16 protein-coding genes are annotated in these 17,709 nt (G+C 66.2%); 12 read left to right on the top strand and 4 right to left on the bottom strand.

What is annotated here, in order from left to right; translation table 11 throughout:
- Positions 1-269: 269 nt before the first annotated feature.
- The 4 genes from IHE46_RS14125 to grxD form a co-directional block, all read right to left on the bottom strand.
- Positions 270-2,768, bottom strand: a complete 2,499-nt coding sequence (locus IHE46_RS14125) for a TonB-dependent receptor (RefSeq protein ID WP_192165305.1) — start codon at positions 2,766-2,768, stop codon at positions 270-272.
- 280 nt (positions 2,769-3,048) lie between these two features.
- A complete protein-coding gene (locus IHE46_RS14130) occupies positions 3,049-3,648 on the bottom strand; it encodes a MarC family protein (RefSeq protein WP_192165414.1) in 600 nt (199 codons plus the stop codon).
- Positions 3,649-3,659: 11 nt separating this feature from the next.
- A complete protein-coding gene (locus IHE46_RS14135; protein ID WP_192165306.1) occupies positions 3,660-4,430 on the bottom strand; it encodes an SDR family NAD(P)-dependent oxidoreductase in 771 nt (256 codons plus the stop codon).
- A complete protein-coding gene (gene grxD, locus IHE46_RS14140) occupies positions 4,427-4,753 on the bottom strand; it encodes a Grx4 family monothiol glutaredoxin (RefSeq protein WP_192165415.1) in 327 nt (108 codons plus the stop codon). The genes IHE46_RS14135 and grxD overlap by 4 nt, the downstream gene beginning before the upstream one ends.
- Positions 4,754-4,862: 109 nt before the next feature.
- Between grxD and IHE46_RS14145 the strand changes: the two genes are divergently transcribed.
- The 12 genes from IHE46_RS14145 to lpxB all read left to right on the top strand — a co-directional run bounded on the left by IHE46_RS14145 (position 4,863) and on the right by lpxB (position 17,709).
- The gene (locus IHE46_RS14145) at positions 4,863-5,444 is read left to right on the top strand and encodes a Fe-Mn family superoxide dismutase (protein ID WP_192165307.1); all 582 of its coding nucleotides are present in this window, start codon (positions 4,863-4,865) and stop codon (positions 5,442-5,444) included.
- A gap of 208 nt (positions 5,445-5,652) precedes the next feature.
- On the top strand, positions 5,653-6,372 hold the full coding sequence (gene pyrH / locus IHE46_RS14150; protein ID WP_192165308.1) for a UMP kinase: 720 nt from the start codon (positions 5,653-5,655) through the stop codon (positions 6,370-6,372).
- Positions 6,373-6,453: 81 nt separating this feature from the next.
- Positions 6,454-7,011, top strand: a complete 558-nt coding sequence (gene frr / locus IHE46_RS14155) for a ribosome recycling factor (RefSeq protein ID WP_192165309.1) — start codon at positions 6,454-6,456, stop codon at positions 7,009-7,011.
- A 233-nt stretch (positions 7,012-7,244) separates the two neighbouring features.
- Positions 7,245-7,982 (top strand): polyprenyl diphosphate synthase, encoded by a 738-nt coding sequence (gene uppS, locus IHE46_RS14160; protein ID WP_192165310.1) that lies wholly within the window; start codon positions 7,245-7,247, stop codon positions 7,980-7,982.
- Between the two features lie 6 nt (positions 7,983-7,988).
- Positions 7,989-8,804 carry a phosphatidate cytidylyltransferase gene (locus IHE46_RS14165; RefSeq protein ID WP_192165311.1) on the top strand — a complete coding sequence of 272 codons (816 nt, stop codon included), beginning with the start codon at positions 7,989-7,991 and terminating at the stop codon, positions 8,802-8,804.
- A gap of 15 nt (positions 8,805-8,819) precedes the next feature.
- Positions 8,820-9,995 (top strand): 1-deoxy-D-xylulose-5-phosphate reductoisomerase, encoded by a 1,176-nt coding sequence (locus IHE46_RS14170; protein ID WP_192165312.1) that lies wholly within the window; start codon positions 8,820-8,822, stop codon positions 9,993-9,995.
- A gap of 36 nt (positions 9,996-10,031) precedes the next feature.
- Complete coding sequence (rseP, locus tag IHE46_RS14175) at positions 10,032-11,369, top strand: RIP metalloprotease RseP (RefSeq protein WP_192165313.1); 1,338 nt, start codon at positions 10,032-10,034, stop codon at positions 11,367-11,369.
- 186 nt (positions 11,370-11,555) lie between these two features.
- The gene (bamA, locus tag IHE46_RS14180; RefSeq protein ID WP_192165314.1) at positions 11,556-13,991 is read left to right on the top strand and encodes an outer membrane protein assembly factor BamA; all 2,436 of its coding nucleotides are present in this window, start codon (positions 11,556-11,558) and stop codon (positions 13,989-13,991) included.
- A 177-nt stretch (positions 13,992-14,168) separates the two neighbouring features.
- Positions 14,169-15,200 carry a UDP-3-O-(3-hydroxymyristoyl)glucosamine N-acyltransferase gene (gene lpxD, locus IHE46_RS14185; protein ID WP_192165315.1) on the top strand — a complete coding sequence of 344 codons (1,032 nt, stop codon included), beginning with the start codon at positions 14,169-14,171 and terminating at the stop codon, positions 15,198-15,200.
- Complete coding sequence (gene fabZ, locus IHE46_RS14190) at positions 15,193-15,666, top strand: 3-hydroxyacyl-ACP dehydratase FabZ (protein WP_192165316.1); 474 nt, start codon at positions 15,193-15,195, stop codon at positions 15,664-15,666. Before lpxD ends, fabZ begins: the two co-directional genes overlap by 8 nt.
- Positions 15,663-16,436: an acyl-ACP--UDP-N-acetylglucosamine O-acyltransferase gene (gene lpxA / locus IHE46_RS14195; protein WP_192165317.1), complete on the top strand. Its 774-nt coding sequence runs from the start codon at positions 15,663-15,665 to the stop codon at positions 16,434-16,436. Before fabZ ends, lpxA begins: the two co-directional genes overlap by 4 nt.
- A 64-nt stretch (positions 16,437-16,500) precedes the next feature.
- On the top strand, positions 16,501-17,709 hold the full coding sequence (gene lpxB, locus IHE46_RS14200; protein ID WP_192165318.1) for a lipid-A-disaccharide synthase: 1,209 nt from the start codon (positions 16,501-16,503) through the stop codon (positions 17,707-17,709).

Raw genomic sequence — 17,709 nt, forward strand, 5'->3', positions numbered from 1 at the left:
GGCAACAGGCCGGGCCGTCCGTCGCCAGGCAGGCCTGGCGAGGTGTTGGCTCTAACTGGTGCCCCTTGGAATAAAGCGGCCACGGACGGATGCTCCGGACGGCTGCCACGCAAAAAGTTACGCGCAGGATATTACATTATCGTAACAATTTGCCGAATCGTTGCTTGTTGCGGATCGCCGGGGCGGATGGCGGCAACAAAAAAGCCGGCACCCGAAGGTGCCGGCTTCACGACCCGCGCTATGCCAGCCGCGGGCGATGGAACGCTAGATCAGCGGATCGAAACGCCGAAGGTGATCATGTAGGTACGGCTCTGCAGGATCGAGTAGGTCGCCGGCGTTGCGTAGGCCGAGGGGTTGGTGCTCTGGCCCGAAGACGCCAGGAACGGATTGGCGTAGGACCAGGTGAGCGCCTGGTGGTCGGTCAGGTTGAACGCATTGAACTTGATGTACGGCTGGGTGAAATCAACCGAGAAATCCGGCAAGTGGTAGCCCGCGCTCAGGTTGAAGGTGGTGTAGCCGCCCACCTTTTCCGTGTTCGACCAGTCACCCCAGATCGCACCGCTGTACTTCGCGCTCAGGCTGGCCCACAGCGGGCCCTGCTTGTAGTCGAGGCTCGCGTAGGCCGCATTGCGCGGCGTGTTGATCAGGGTCTTGCCCTGGGTGAAGTAGATGCCGTCGCTGCCCGAATTCACGTTGTCCTGCTGGCGGGCCACGGTGTAGGTGTACGAGCCGTACAGCGTGAACAGGTCGGTCAGCTTGACGCTGGCTTCGCTGTTCAGGCCACGCATGTGGACGCTGGGCAGGCTGGTGTACACGGTCTGGCCGCTGTTTTCGTCGTAGCCGCTGACCTGCTTATTGCGGAAGTTGGCGGCGTAGGCATCGACGCTGACCGACACGCGCGGAGCATAGAAGCGCCAGCCCAGGTCGGCACTCGTCGCCGTCTCGGGCTTGTTCACCGCGGTGAAGCTGCCCGACTCCGGATGGTTCGCGTTGAGGTCGGCCGCTGCACCGTTCTGCGCCAGCGCACCGTTGACCGGGGTACGGAACGTCCGACCCATGCCGAAGTAGAACTGGTTCTCGTCGTTCAGCTGGAACTTCGTGCCCACCGTCGGCGACCACTTGTGGTACGTGGCCTGGAACGGGCCGCCGAACTGCTGGTAGTAGTACGGGCCATAGTTCGAGCCCGGGTACTCGTAGTCGAAGCCCTTACGCTGGGCCCAGACGTAGGAGATGCCGGCGGTCACCGTCCACTGGTCGCTGGGCGTCCAGGTGTTGGTGGCGAAGGCCTTTTCGGTGGTGGTGGTGGTGTACTCGTCGTATGCCGCCTGCACGCGGCCGTCCGGGTAACGGATCAGGTCGGTCTGCGCCCAGATGTCCGACGGGGTGCCGGTGTTGGTGTCGATCGGCGTGAACACCTCGTTCTGCTGCTCGCGCGGACGCTCCCACCACACGCCGTAGACCAGCGTGTCGTTGAGGCCGAGATCCTGGCTCAACTTGGCGATGACACCCGGGCGGTAGGTGATGTTCTGGCTGAGCGAATAGACCAGACCCTTGGTGCCGTTCGTGATGCGACCGTCGCCGTTGAGGTCGGCGTTGACGTAGCCGTACTCGTTGTCGTTATAGGTGCTCTCCTTGAAGGCCGAGGCACCGCTGCCGCCGCCGTCGCCGTACTGGAAGTAAGGCACCACGGACAGGTGCAGGCTGTCGTTCAGCGTGAACTCGCCGTCGGCGCTGCCCATCCAGCTGATGTACGGATTGACGTGCAGTTGGTAGTTGCAGACGTTGTAGTTGACGCTCGGCCCGCAAGCGCTGGTGCTGGTCGACTTCACGTTCTCGGGCACCGTCCAGATGTTGGAGAAGTTGTAGTCGTAATCTGCAGCCGCCTGCGACTTGGTCGGGTGCATGTAGCTGTTCTTCACTTCCCGGTTGTACTGCATCGAGAAGGAGATCGAGTTGCGGTCGTCGATGGTCCACAGCACCTTGCCGTCGACCTTGGTCACCCTCTGCTGGCCGGGGCCGTCCCAGATGTCGGCATCGTTGTTGGAGTACGAGATCCATGCGCGCACCGGGCCCATATCGCCGGTGTTCAGGCGCACGAAGGTGCGGTGGTAGCTGTTGCTGCCGAAGGTCTGGCTGAGATCGACGCCACCCGTGTGCGACGGATCGATGGTCGCCCAGCCGATGGAGCCGCCGGCCGCGCCGGAGATCGGCTGGTCGACGTCCGGCCAGCCCTGCTGCACGGTGATGTCGCCCATGTTCTCGGCATCGCCGTACTCGGTGGCGTACACGCGATAGTTGCCGCTGTCGTTGATCGGCGCGCCGTTGACGGTGGTACCCACTTCGTCGCTGGTGAAGCCGCGGATGGAGTAGTTGCCGTCGTTCAGGCCGGTGTAGTCATCGGTGGACGTGAACACGCCCGGGATGCTCTGGATCGCCTGCACGAAGGTACCGCCCGGCGCGCCCTGCTGGATCGCCGCACGGGTGATGGTGGACACCGCCTTGGGCGCGTCCTGCTCGGACATCAGGCCACCGCCGAGGGCGGCGGCCGTCGCGGTCACCTGGACGGACTCCAGTTCGCGCGCGTGCTTGGTGGCGACCGCCGACACCTTGGAGGTGCTCGATACGCTGGACTGGCCACCGCCGCCCTGCTGGGCCGTGGTCTGCGCGGGCTGGCTGTCGGTGCCCGTCGTGGTCTGTTGCGCCAGTGCCATCGACGACACCAGGCCAAGAGAGAGTGCAATCGCTGCAGAGAGATAAGCTCGCTTCATGTGTATTCCCCGTAATGCAAGTTCAAATCGGTAATGACTGCGTCGTGACGGCAAACAAACGCGTTTCGAAAGAAAAAACGAATATTCCGGGCACAAAAAAACCCGACCCTTCCGGATCGAGTGCAAACAGCTCGTAATGCGAATTTTCTTGCGATTCCCTTTAATCGATATCGAATCGCCCGCCGTCCAAAGCCGTGGATATTGTTCCCGACTTATTTTACAGCAATTTTACATTAGTTCCATCCGTGACATTCGCCACGGTATGCCGCGGCATATAGCGTCAAAGCGCCAAGTGCAGAAACGCCGCCACGCCCCCCATGAACATCTGCACCGACAGGGCAATCAACAGCATGCCCATCACGCGTTCCAGCGCAGTCAGCACGCTTTCGCCGAGCCAGCGGAACAGGTAGGTGGAGAAAAACAGGATCAGGGCCGTGGCCAACCACGCACCGATCAGGGCGATGGCCCAATCGGCGGTACGCCCCGGCTGCGTATTGGTGAGCAGCAGCAGGGCCGCCATTGCCGAGGGGCCGGCCACGCCGGGGATCGCCATCGGCACGATGAAAGGCTCGCCGCCGCCATTCTTGCCGAAGATGCCGCCGCCGTCCGCCGGCGGGAACACCATGCGGATGCCGATCAGGAACAGCACGATGCCGCCGGCGATGCTGATCGAGTCGGGCTTGAGCTGAAGCAGGCTGAGGAGATGCTGGCCGCCGATCAGGAAGCCCAGCAGCACGCCCAGCGCGATCAGCAGTTCGCGCACCAGCACGCGGCGGCGACGCTTCGGCGGCACGTCCTTCAGCAGGCTGAGAAAGATCGGGATGTTGCCCAGCGGATCCATGATGAGGAACAACATGATTCCCGCCGACAAGGTGGTCATCTGCGTTTCCATCAGGGCTCCTCGCGCAGATCGAGCACGCATCCGCGCGCCGGCGCCGCCTGCGCGCCGAGCAGCCAGACCGTGGCCACGGCCGCGGCATCCGGCAGAGGATGCTGCAGAGTGTCTTCGCCGAAGTACGCCTGCCGGCGCAGCCGGGTGCGCATCGGTGCAGGCAACAGCGCATGCACGCGCAGCGGGCCTTCGTCGGTTTCCTCGTGCAGGATCGCCGCGAAGCGTTCCAGCGCCGCCTTCGAGGCGCCGTAGGCACCCCAGTGCGCACGCGCCATGCGTTGCGGATCGTCCAGCACGAACACCACTGCGCTGTCGGCCGCCTCCTGCAGCAACGGCAGGCAGGCCTGGGTGAGCGCGAACGGGGCATTGACGTTGACGTGCATCGCGCGCAGCCAGTCGTCGGGCTTGTGCATGGCCATCGGCGTGAGGCCGGCAAAGCTGGCGGCGCAATGCGCGATGCCGTCGAGGCGACCGAAATCGTGGCGCAGGCCGTCGGCCAGCGCGGCGTAGTCGTGCGGCGTGGCGGTTTCCATGTCCAGCGGATGGATTACCGGCTCGGCCAGGCCTTCGGCCAGCATGGCGTCGTACAGCTGCTCCAGCTGCCGCTTGCGCCTGCCGCTGACGATGACGGTGGCGCCGGCGCGCGAAGCCGCGCGCGCCACCGCGCCGCCCAGTCCGCCGCAGGCGCCGGTGACCAGCACCACCCGGCCGGCCAGCGTGTCGCTGCCGGGCATCCAGCCCGCGGGAAACCGCGCCGTCGGCAGCGTCATTCGCGCGCCGCTCCGCTCACGTCGCCAGCCATGCGCGCCAGTTCGCCTGAAGTCTCAAGGTCGACGACGATGTCGCAGCCACCGATCAGTTCACCTTCGATGAACAACTGCGGAAAAGTCGGCCAGTTCGCATAGTGCGGCAACGCGGCGCGGATTTCCGGATCGGCCAGCACATTCACCGCGTGAAACGGCGCGCCGGCCCGCTGCAGCGCCTGCACGGCGCGGCTGGAGAAGCCGCACATCGGGAACTCCGGCGTGCCTTTCATGAAGAGCACGATCGGATGCGCGGCGAGCAGCGACTTGATTCGCTCGTTTACGTCCATGGCTGGGGATTTCATCTTTACAATGCGGACAGAGCGGTATTGTATCAGCCGTCCATCGGCGTCCACCGGCCGCCGCGATCCCTTCCCAGCCACCGTCAAGGAGCCACTCATGGCGATCGAACTCCCCCCTTTGCCCTATGAAAAGAACGCACTGGAGCCGAACATCTCCGCTGAAACGCTGGAGTTCCACTACGGCAAGCACCACCAGGCCTACGTAACCAACCTCAACAACCTGATCAAGGGCACCGAATTCGAGGGCGCCGCGCTGGAAGACATCATCAAGAAGTCCTCCGGCGGCGTGTTCAACAACGCCGCGCAGATCTGGAACCACACATTCTACTGGCACTCCATGCGCAAGCCGCAGGAGAACAACTCGCCCAGCGGCAAGCTGGCCGACGAGATCAACAAGGCGTTCGGCTCGCTGGACAAGTTCAAGGAGGAGTTCACCAAGTCGGCCGTCGGCAACTTCGGCTCGGGCTGGACCTGGCTGGTGCAGCGTCCGGACGGCACGCTGGGCATCGTCAACACCTCCAATGCGGCCACGCCGATCACCGGCAGCGACAAGCCGCTGTTCACCATCGACGTATGGGAACACGCCTACTACATCGACTACCGCAACGCCCGCCCGAAGTACGTGGAGTCGTTCTGGAACCTGGTGAACTGGGAATTCGCGGCGAAGAACCTCGCCTGACGCATTCCGTACCGTAGACGTAGATCCAGGGCGGAGTCCTCGCGGCTCCGCCTTTTTTATGCCGCGGTCTTGCTGGCGGCATCCCGCAAGCGCACTAAGAACGGGAAGGCAGCCGCCCAGCCGCCTTAAGTCGCGCCCGGGTCGCTCGCCGCAAGAACGCGCCGTCGCTACAATGTGACGGTTTGCACCAACACAATCCGGAGAACTCATGAGCGACCAGCCCAAGTACCGACGCATCCTGCTCAAGCTCTCCGGCGAAGCCCTCATGGGCGAGGCCGATTACGGCATCGATCCGAAGGTGATCGGCCGGCTGGCCGACGAGATCATCGAGGTGGGCAGGACCGGCGTGGAAATCGGCGTGGTGATCGGTGGCGGCAACATCTTCCGTGGCGCAGGCCTGGCCGCCTCCGGCATGGACCGCGTCACCGGCGACCACATGGGCATGCTGGCCACGGTGATGAACGCGCTGGCCATGGCCGACGCCATCGAGAAGCGCGGCGGCTACGCCCGCGTGATGAGCGCGATCCAGATCCACGACGTGGCCGAAGACTTCATCCGCCGCCGTGCGATCCGCCACATCGAGAAGGGCCGCATCGCGCTGTTCGCCGCCGGCACCGGCAACCCCTTCTTCACCACCGATTCGGCCGCCGCCCTGCGCGCGGTGGAGATCGGCGCCGATCTGCTGCTCAAGGCCACCAAGGTGGACGGCGTGTATACCGCCGACCCGGCCAGGCACGCCGACGCCACCCGCTACGACCAGCTCACCTACGACGAAGTGATCCAGCGCAACCTGCAGGTGATGGACACCGCCGCCATCGCGCTGTGCCGCGACCACCGCATGCCGCTGCGCATCTACGACATGACCGTGCCGGGCAACCTGATGCGCATCATGCACGGCGAAGCCGTGGGCACCCTCGTCCACAACTGAGCGCCTGTTCAGGCCGGCAGGCCGGCCTCGCGACCCACGCTGCTATACTCGGCGGCTAGCCAGATCCACCGGGGAACGCCCATGATCAACGACATCAAGAACGATGCCCAGACCCGCATGGGCAAGAGCATCGACGCGCTCAGGCACGAGCTCACCCGCCTGCGCACCGGCCGCGCCAGTACCGCCCTGGTGGACGGCATCCGCGTGCCGGCCTACGGCTCGGAAATGCCGCTCAACCAGGTCGCCACGGTGGCGCTGGGCGACGCGCGTTCCATCATCATCACGCCGTTCGACAAGAGTCTGGTCGGTCCGGTCGAGAAGGCCATCCTGGCCTCGGACATCGGCATCACGCCGACCACCGCCGGCACCGTGATCCGCCTCAACCTGCCCCCGCTCACGGAAGAGCGCCGCCGCGAGCTGGCCAAGCACGTGTCGCACGAGGGCGAGAGCGCGAAGATCGCGATCCGCAACGTGCGTCGCGACGCCATGCAGAAGGTGAAGGACCTGCTCAAGGACAAGCAGATCAGCGAGGACGAAGAGCGCCGCGCCGACGACGAGATCCAGAAGCTCACCGACCGCTTCGTGAAGGACGTGGACGGCGTGGTCAAGGCCAAGGAAGACGAGTTGATGTCCATGTGACCCGGGGGCTCGGCGGCGCCGTGGCGACCGGGCAGCACGCCCACCCCCGCCACGAAGCCGCACGACACCGGGCATTCCCGCTCTTCCTCCGCGGAGAGGGCAAGGGGAAAGGGGACACATCGCGGCTCCACCGAATCCGGCTTGTCCATGGCGACATCGCGGCAAGCCCCTCCATCATCCGCCCTGCGGGGCGTCTTCGCCCCACCGGCGGGCAGGAACCAACGCCCTCGCCCATGACTGCCTCCCCCGCCATTCCACGCCACATCGCCATCGTGATGGACGGCAACGGTCGTTGGGCCAAGGCGCGACATCGCCCGCGCAGCTTCGGCCACAACGCCGGCCGCAAGGCCGTGCGCGAGGTGGTGGAAGGCTGCCTGCGCGAAGGCGTGGAGGCATTGACCCTGTTCGCCTTCTCCAGCGAGAACTGGCAACGCCCCGAAGAGGAAGTCGGCGCGCTGATGGCACTGTTCGTGCGCGCGCTGGACAAGGAAACGGACGAACTGCATGCGCAGGGCGTGCGGCTGCGTTTCACCGGCGACCTGGGCGCCTTCGACGAACCGCTGCGCGAGCGCATGCAGGCCGCGATGACGCGCACCGCCGGCAACCTCAAGCTGCAGCTCAACATCGCGGTGAACTACGGCGGCCGCTGGGACATCGCGCAGGCCGCGCGTGAGGCCGCCGCTGCGGTGGCGCGCGGCGAACTGCGCCCCGAAGCCATCGACGAGGCCGAACTGGGTCGCCGCATGTGCCTGGCCGAACTGCCGCCGCTGGACCTCTTCATCCGCACCGGCGGCGACTGCCGCCTCAGCAATTTCCTGTTGTGGCAGGCGGCCTATGCCGAACTGCATTTCACCGATACCCTGTGGCCGGACTTCGATCAGGCCAGCCTGCACCGGGCGATCGAGGAATTCGGCCGGCGCGAACGCCGCTACGGCCGCACCGGCGACCAGGTCGCCACGGACAAGGGGTAAAGGGCTTTGCTGCGCCAACGCGTATTTACCGCCTTGCTGCTCGCGCCATTGGCGATAGCCATCATCCTGCTGCTGCCCACGGCGTGGTTCGCCCTGGTGATCGCCGTGGTTTTCCTGGGTGCGTTGGAGGAATGGACGCACCTCGCCGGCGTGCAAAAGCCGGCCATGCGCATGGCATGGCTCGTGCTGGCCGCCGTATTGTTCACGCTGCTTTGGCTTCTGCGCGACGGCGCATCGACGCTGCTGCTGGGCTTGGGCGTGGCCTGGTGGCTGGTGGCCTGCCTGTGGCTTCGCCATTTCGCCTTCGGTGCCGCACCGACACCGGAAAACCGCGCACTGAAACTCGCGGCCGGCGCCTTCGTGGTGTTCCCCGCGTGGATGGCGTCGCTCGTCCTGCACGGCCGCGAGTCGCACGGCCACTGGTGGGTACTGCTGGCGCTGGTGATCGTGTGGGCGGCCGACATCGGCGCGTATTTCAGCGGGCGCAGCTTCGGCAAGCGCAAACTGGCGCCGCAGATCAGTCCCGGCAAGACCTGGGCCGGCGCGTACGGCGCGATGGTCGCCGGGGTGCTGGTGGCGCTCGCGGGCGGCTGGCTGCTCGACGTGCGCGGCATGGCATTGTTCGGCCTCGGCGTGCTGGCCACGCTGACGGTAGCCATCTCCATCGTCGGCGACCTGCTGGAGAGCCTGATGAAGCGCCACGCCGGCATCAAGGATTCGGGCAGCATCTTCCCCGGCCATGGCGGCCTGCTGGACCGGCTAGACAGCGTGTTCGCGGCGCTGCCGGTGTTCGCCCTGGGCTTGCGGCTGCTCGGGTTGTGAGATGAGGCGGCGGCCATGAACAAGGTTGCGGTACTCGGGGCCACCGGCTCCATCGGCGCCAGTACGCTGGACGTGATCGCGCGGCACCCGGAGCGCTTCCGCGCCAGCGTGCTGAGCGCGCACAGCAACGTGACCGCGCTGGCCGAACTGTGCGGGCGCTTCCGCCCCGAACTGGCGGTGATCGCCGACCCCGCGCTGGAAGGCGAACTGGCGCGCAAGCTGGCCGCCGCCGGCGTGCACTGCGAGGTGGCCAGTGGCCACGACGCGCTGACCGCCGCCGCATCCGGCGCGCTGTGCGACACGGTCGTGGCTGCCATCGTCGGCGCTGCCGGGCTGGCCTCCACCCTCGCCGCCGCGCAAGCCGGCAAGCGCCTGCTGCTGGCGAACAAGGAATCCATCGTGCTGGGCGGCCCGCTGCTGCTGCAGGCACTGCGCGCAGGCGGTGGCGTACTGATTCCGGTCGACTCCGAACACAACGCGATCTTCCAGTGCCTGCCCGGCGGCCGTCCGGATCTGGCGAAAAGCGGCGTGCGCCGACTGGTCCTCACGGCCTCCGGCGGCCCGTTCCGTGGCCGCACGCGCGCCGACCTGGCCGCGGTGACACCCGACCAGGCCTGCAAGCACCCGAAGTGGTCGATGGGCCGCAAGATCTCGGTGGATTCGGCCACCTTGATGAACAAGGGGCTGGAGGTGATCGAAGCCCATCACCTGTTCGGCGCCCCTGCCGACGCCATCGACGTGCTGGTGCACCCGCAGAGCCTGGTGCACTCCCTGGTGGAATACGTGGACGGCTCGGTGCTGGCACAGCTCGGCAATCCGGACATGCGCACCGCCATCGCCCACGCGCTGGCGTGGCCGGAACGCGTGGAAGCGGGCGTGCCGCCGCTGAACCTCGCCGCCAGCGGGGCGTTGCAGTTCGAGGCCCCCGATCTGGACACCTTCCGCTGCCTGGCCCTCGCCTTCCAGGCACTGCGCGCCGGCGGGGACGCCCCGGCGATCCTGAACGCGGCGAACGAGGTGGCCGTGGAAGCCTTCCTGGCCGGCACCCTGCCCTTCCTCGCCATCGCCGAGGTGGTGGAGGCCGTACTCACGGAACTGCCGTCGCAAACCGTGGTCGATGTGGAATCCCTCGTCGCTCGCGATGGCGAGGCGCGGGGCGCCGCCCGGCGCCTGCTGAAGCGGGCTTGCTGATATCCTGTCCACGATCGATTTCTGCCACGGCGTTTGATGACTTCCTTCTTCGGCTCGGTGTTCTGGTTGCTGGTCACGCTTGGCGTGCTGGTGACCTTTCATGAATTCGGCCACTACTGGGTCGCGCGCCGCTGCGGGGTGAAGGTTCTGCGCTTCTCGGTGGGGTTCGGCAAGGCGGTGTGGAAGCGCATCGGTCGCGACGGCACTGAATACCAGATCGCCGCGATCCCGCTGGGCGGCTACGTGAAGATGCTGGACGCGCGCGAAGGCGTGGTCCCGCCGCAACTGCAGGACCAGGAATTCACCGCTCAGCCGGTGTGGAAGCGCATCCTGATCGTGCTGGCCGGCCCGGGCTTCAACCTGATCTTCACCGTGGCCGCGCTGTGGCTGATGTTCATGCTGGGCCGCCCCGACGCGGCGCCCATCGTCACCGCCGCGCCGCAGAGCATGGCCGCCGTGGCGGGCGTTCAGCCGGGTGACCGCATCCTCGCCATCGATGGCCGCGCCATGGCCACCTGGAGCGATTCGCTGGATGCCGTGGGCAACGCCCTGCTGGACCGCAGCCCGCTGCCGCTGACCGTGCGCAGCAGCAATGGCGCACAGAAGCAGTTAGTGCTTCCGCTGGACAAGCTGCCCCCGGGTCAGACTGTCGACCAGTACCTCACCACGCTGGGCCTGGAGCTGGCGCCCCCGCCGCCGGTGGCCGCCGCCGTGCTGCCTGGCGAACCTGCCTCGCTGGGCGGCATGCAGGTGGGCGACCGCATTCTCAGCATCGACGGCAAACCGGTGCCGGATTTCGAGGCGATGAGCAAGCTGGTGCAGCAGAGTGCGGCCATATCGCCGAAACTCGCCGTCGTGGTCGAACGCAACGGCAACGTGGTTCCGCTGCAGGTCGCCGCCCGCCACGAATCGCTGCAGGGCCAGCCCCTGGCCTGGGTGATCGGCGTCAGCGGGGAAACCGCCACGCTGCGTTACGGCCCCGTGCGCGCGCTGCGCGAGGCACTGGTGGACACCTGGCGCAATGTCACGCAGACCTTCGGCATGATCGGCAAGATGCTGGGCGGCCAGGCCTCGACCAAGAACCTGTCCAGCGTGATCGGCATCGCGCAGATGGCCAACGCCAGCGCCCAGATGGGCTTCGCATGGTTCCTGCAATTCCTCGCCATGGTGTCGCTGAGCCTGGCCGTGCTGAACCTTCTGCCCATCCCCGTCTTGGATGGTGGGCACCTGCTGTATTACCTTATCGAGTTGCTCAAGGGCAGCCCGCTCAGCGAACAGGCCATGGCCATCGGCCAGTACATCGGGCTGGTGCTGCTCTTCAGCTTGATGGGCCTGGTGTTCTACAACGACATCCATCGCCTGCTGTTGTCGTGACACCGATGATCCGCAGACACGGTTCGTCGAGGTCGCAAACGTTCGTATCCGCCGCGTCCCCGCGCGGCGGTTTGTTGCATCCGGTGCTCCTCGCGGGCGCCTGTTTTTTCTCGCGGCGGGGTTCTGCCCTGTCGCGTGCGTTGATCGGGCCGGCGGCCTGATCGAAACCATCCACCGGAACCGACGATGAAGCGTATCGCCGCCCTGATTTTGCTTGCCTCCCTTTCTGTCAAGGCGTTCGCCTTCGATCCGTTCGTGATCTCGGACATCCGCATCGACGGCCTTTCGCGCATCTCCGCCGGCACGGTGTTCAACTACCTGCCGGTCAGCCGCGGCGACCAGATGACCGACGCCATGGCGCAGCGCGCGATCCGCGCGCTCTACCAGACCAAGTTCTTCAGCGACGTGGAGATGGAGCGCGACGGCAACATCCTGGTCATCAAGGTGACGGAGCGTCCCTCGATCGCCAAGCTCACCATCCGCGGCAACAAGGACATCAAGACCGAAGACCTGCAGAAGGGCCTGAAGTCCATCGGCCTGGCCGAGGGCGAGACCTTCGACCGCCTTGCGCTGGACAACGTGCAGCAGGAACTGATCCGCCAGTACTACAACCGCGGCAAGTACAGCGTCTCGGTCACCCCGCACGTGGTACAGCTGGAACGCAACCGCGTGGCCATCGACATCGAGATCCGCGAAGGCCAGGTGGCGAAGATCAAGGAGATCAACATCGCCGGCAACCATGCGTTCACCGACAAGGCGATCCGCAGCGATTTCGAACTGGGCACGCCGAACTGGATGTCCTGGTACTCCAAGAACGACCAGTACTCGCAGGAGAAACTCTCCGGCGACCTGGAAAAGCTGCAGTCCTACTACATGAACCGCGGCTACGCCGACTTCGGCGTCGACTCCACCCAGGTGACCATCGCGCCTGACAAGCAGTCCATGTACATCGCCGCCGACGTGAAGGAAGGCGAGATCTACAAGATTGCCGACGTGAAGCTGCTCGGCACCATGGTGCTGCCGGAGACCACGCTGCGCCAGCTGGTGTTCGTCAAGCCGGGCGACGTGTTCAACCGCAGCGCCATCGAAGCCAGCACCAAGGCGATCAAGGCGCTGCTGGCCAACATCGGCTACGCCTACGCCAAGGTCACGCCGTATCCCAAGCTGGACAAGGACAAGCGCACCGTCGACCTGACGCTCTATGTCGAGCCGGGCCAGCGCGTGTACGTGCGCCGCGTGATCTTCGAGGGCAACACGCTCACCGAGGACAACGTGATGCGCCGCGAAATGCGCCAGCTCGAAGGCGCCTGGTACTCGCAGGGCATCATCGACCGTTCCAAGAACCGCCTGCAGCAGCTGGGCTACTTCAAGAAGGTCGACGTCGACAAGAAGAAGGTGCCGGGTTCCGACGACCAGGTGGACGTCACCGTCAAGGTCGAGGAGCAGTCCGCCGGCAGCCTGCAGTTCGGCATCGGCTACTCGCAGTACTCGGGCATCATCCTTTCCGCCTCGGTCTCGGAGCGCAACCTGTTCGGCAGCGGCGACACCGTGTCGCTGAGCGGTTCGCGCAGCGACTACCAGACCAGCTACCAGGCCAATTACTACAACCCTTACCTCACCAACAACGGCGTGGGTATCGGTTACAACCTCACCTACACCAAGACCGACTTCAACAACGTGGATAACGGCGAGTTCGCCGATTACTCCACCAGCCAGCGCGCGTTCTCCACCTACCTCGGCTTCCCGATCACCGATTTCCAGAGCGTGCGTGCCGGCATCGGCCTGAGCAGCAACAAGGTCAACTCCATCCCGGGCTACACGCCGCAGCAATTGGTCGACTACCAGAACGAGATCGGGCACTACACGATCCATTCGACGATCGGCACCCTCGGCTGGAACATGAACACCCAGAACGGCTACTGGGCGCCCACCCGCGGTGGCCAGCTGTCGGTAAACGCCGAAGTCGGATTGCCTACCTCTACCGTGAAGTACTGGAAACTCACCGGCCAGGCGGATCACTACTGGCCGGTCGGCGGCGGCTTCGTGCTCTACCTCAAGGGCTTCCTCGGCTACGGCAAGACCTATGGCCAGAACGGCATCAGCGATGCTCAGTTCGACCAGCTCAAGGCCACTTACGCCGCAGCGGGAGTGCCTGCGCCGGCGGACATGCGCAACGACTTCCCGTTCTGGGACAACTTCTACTCCGGCGGCGTGACCGACGTGCGCGGCTTCCAGGACAACACCCTGGGTCCGCGCCTCTGCGGCGGCACCGGCACCGTTGCCGGCAATACCGGCAGCTACTGCAACAACAGCTACTACAACTACGCCCAGCCCATCGGCGGTGCGATGAAGGTGCTGGGCACGGCCGAGCTGTACCTGCCGCTGCCCTTCCTCAAGGACATCAACACCGCGCGCGTCTCCTGGTTCGTGGATACCGGCAACGCCTACGCGAACTGGAACAGCTTCTCCGCCAGCACGCTGCGCGCGTCCACCGGCCTGTCGCTGCACTGGCAGTCGCCGATGGGCCCGATGATCATCAACTTCGCGCTGCCGTTCCGCACGCAGCCGGGCGATGGCTACTACGAGGAACGTATCCAGTTCACCTTCGGCTCCACGTTCTGACGTCCCCGGTCGTCCGGATGGATCGGCGAAAAGCGCGGCTTGCCGCGCTTTTCGTTTTTCGGCTGGCCAGCGCTCCCATCAGGCCGCCGATACGGGGGACCGACATCGCTTTCGGTGATTTTGAAGGCAATGCCGCGGCGCTGCCGATACAATGACGCCCTTGCCGCGGAGAAGCTCTTGAGCGCCCATCCCAGCCACACCCTCGCCGAACTGGCCGAACGTTTCGGCCTGCGCCTGCGCGGCGACGGCCATCGACGCATCGAAGGCATCGCCACACTGGCGAATGCCGGCAATGGTCAGCTGACGTTCCTTTCAAACAGCAAGTACGGCGCGCAACTGGCCGCCACCGGCGCCGGCGCGGTGATCCTGCGCGAGGAAAACCTCGCGGACTGCCCGGTCGATGCCCTCGTCGCCGCCGATCCCTACGTGGCCTACGCCAAGGTCGCCGCGCTGTTCGAGCGCCTGCCCGCCAGCGCGCCCGGCATCCACCCCACTGCGGTGGTGGACGCCGACGCGAAAGTCAGCGCAAGCGCGAGCATCGGCCCCTGCTGCGTGATCGAACGCGGCGCCGTGGTCGAAGACGGCGCCGTGCTCGGCCCGCATTGCATCGTGGGCGAGGACTGCACGGTGGGCGCGCAGTCGCGCCTGGTGGCGCGGGTGACGCTGGTGACGCGGGTGACGCTGGGTAAGCGCGTGCTGGTACATCCCGGCGCGGTGATCGGCTCGGACGGCTTCGGCCTCGCCTTCGAGCGCGACCACTGGGTGAAGATCCCCCAGCTCGGCGGCGTGCGCATCGGCGACGACTGCGAGATCGGCGCGAACACCACCATCGACCGCGGCGCGCTGGACGACACCGTGCTGGAAGAGGACGTGCGGCTGGACAACCAGATCCAGGTCGCCCACAACGTCTTCATCGGCGCGCACACCGCCATGGCCGGCTGCTCCGCGGTTGCAGGCAGCGCCAGGATCGGCCGCTGGTGCCAGATCGGCGGCAATGCCGGCGTGCTGGGCCATCTGGAACTCGCCGACCGGGTTACCATTACCGCCAAGAGCCTGGTCACGCATTCGATACGCGAGCCGGGCGAGTATTCCTCGGGCACGCCGCTGCAGGACAACCGCAGCTGGCGCAAGAACGCCGCCCGTTTCAAGCACCTGGACGATTTAGCGCGCCGGCTCGCGGCGCTGGAGAAGGAAAAGAACGATGAGTGACGCCCCCGCCCCCGTGACCTTTCCGGTGAACGTGGAACAGATCCAGCAGTTGCTGCCGCACCGCTATCCGTTCCTGCTGGTCGATCGCGTGATCGAACTGGTGCCCGACCAGAGCGCCGTGGCGATCAAGAACGTCACCATCAACGAACCGTTCTTCAACGGCCACTTCCCCGGTCATCCGGTGATGCCGGGCGTGCTGATCGTGGAGGCCATGGCGCAGGCCGCCGGCCTGCTCACCCAGCTCAGCAACCGCATGAAGGGCAACAACGGCAGTCCGCTGTTCTACCTGGTCAAGGTGGACAATGCGCGCTTCAGCGCCCCGGTGGTTCCGGGCGACCAGCTGCGGTTGGAAGTGTCGGTGAAGCGCGTGATGCGCGGCATGGGCCTGTTCGTCGCGCGCACCCTGGTGGACGGCAAGGAAGTGGCGAGCTGTGAGCTGATGTGCGCGGCGAGGTCCGACAAATGATCCACGCCACTGCGCAGATCGACCCCACGGCGAAGATCGGCGCCAACGTCAGCATCGGCGCCTACAGCGTGATTGGCGCCGAGGTGGAGATCGGCGACGGCACGGTGATCGGCCCGCACGTGGTGGTCGAAGGGCCCACCAGGATCGGTTGCGACAACCGCATCGCCCAATTCGCCTCCATCGGCGGCGACCCGCAGGACAAGAAGTGGCGCGGCGAGCGCACCGAGCTGGTGATCGGCGACCGCAACCTGATCCGCGAATTCGTCACCATCAACCGCGGCACCGGCGAAGGCGGCGGCATCACCCGCATCGGCAACGACAACTGGCTGCTGGCCTACGTGCATATCGCGCACGACTGCCAGATCGGCAACCACGTGGTGTTTTCCAACTATTCGGCGCTGGCCGGCCATGTGGAGATCGGCGACTGGGTGATCATCTCCGGCTACGCCGGCGTGCATCAGTTCGGCAAAGTGGGCGCGCACGCCTTCATCGCGATGGGCTGCCTGGTCGGTGCCGACGTGCCGCCGTTCCTGATGATGGCCAACGAGCAGACCGGCCGCCCGCGCGGCATCAACAGCGAAGGCCTGAGACGCCGCGGCTTCGACAACACGCGCGTCGCCGCGATCAAGCGCGCCTACCGCACGCTGTACATGGCCGGCCTGTCGCAAGCCGAGGCGCGCGAACAGCTTGCCACGCAGGCGCAGGACAGCGCCGACGTGCGCGCGATGCTGGACTTCATCGAGCGCAGCGAACGGTCGCTCGCCAGATAAGCGCTGCCGATATGCGTCCCGCATATCGGCAAATCAGGCACGGGTCTTTGTTCTTGCACTACGCATGACCAACACACAGCCCCCACTCATCGCCCTCCTCGCCGGCGAAGACTCCGGCGACCAGTTGGGCGCCGACCTGATCGCCGCCCTGCGCGCGCGCTACCCGGACGCGCGCTTCGTCGGCATCGGCGGTGCGCGCATGCAGGCGCAGGGCTTCGAGTCCTGGTACGACATCCGCGAACTGTCCCTGTTCGGCTTCGCCGAAGTGGTCTCGCACCTGCCGCGCCTGCTCAAGCTCCGCAAGCAGCTGGTCGCGCGCCTGGTCGCCGCCAAACCGACGCTGGTGGTCGGCATCGACGCGCCGGATTTCAACCTCGGCGTGGAAGCGCGGCTGCGCCAAGCCGGCCTGCGCACCGTGCACTACGTCAGCCCGTCGGTGTGGGCATGGCGCGAAAAGCGCGCCGAGAAAATCGGCCGTTCGGCCGACCGCGTGCTGTGCCTGTTTCCGATGGAGCCCGCGATCTACGCGAAGCACGGCGTCGATGCCCGCTTCACCGGCCACCCGCTGGCCGACCGTTTCCCGCTGGTATCCGACCGTGCCGCCGCGCGCGAAACGCTGCAGCTGCCGCAGGACGCCCCGGTGCTGGCCGTGCTGCCCGGCAGCCGCGGCAGCGAACTGGCCCGGCTGGGCGAACCCTTTCTCGACGCCGCGCGACGCGTCGCCGCTGCGCTGCCTGGCCTGCGCGTGGTGATACCCGCCGCCAACCCGCGCACGCTGGAGTCCTTGCGCACCCTGCTCGCCAAGGCTCCGCAGGGCGCTGCCACGCCGCAACTGCTGGACGGTCACGCCCATGAAGCCATGCAGGCCGCCGACGTGGTGCTGCTGGCGTCGGGCACGGCCACGCTGGAGGCCATGCTGGCCAAACGGCCGATGGTGGTGGGCTATCGCGTCTCGCCGGTGAGCTACCGCATCGCGAAATTGCTGCGCATGCTCAAGACCGACGTCTACGCCCTGCCCAACATCCTCGCCCGCGCCTGCGGCATGGGCGACCGCATCGTGCTGGCCCCCGAACTGATGCAGGACGACTGCACCGCCGCGAAACTCGCCGATGCCGTGCTCGCGCTGTTCAACGACAGCGAGCGGCGCGGCGCCATCGTCGGTGCGTTCGAACAGCTGCACCAGGCCTTGCGCGCGAACCTGGCGGGCGATGCGGCGGATGCGGCGGCGGAAGCGATCGGCGAATTGCTGGAAGCGCCCGCGGCGCCCGGCTGA

This window comes from Rhodanobacter sp. DHG33 (assembly GCF_014843005.1).
Classification (GTDB): domain Bacteria; phylum Pseudomonadota; class Gammaproteobacteria; order Xanthomonadales; family Rhodanobacteraceae; genus Rhodanobacter_A.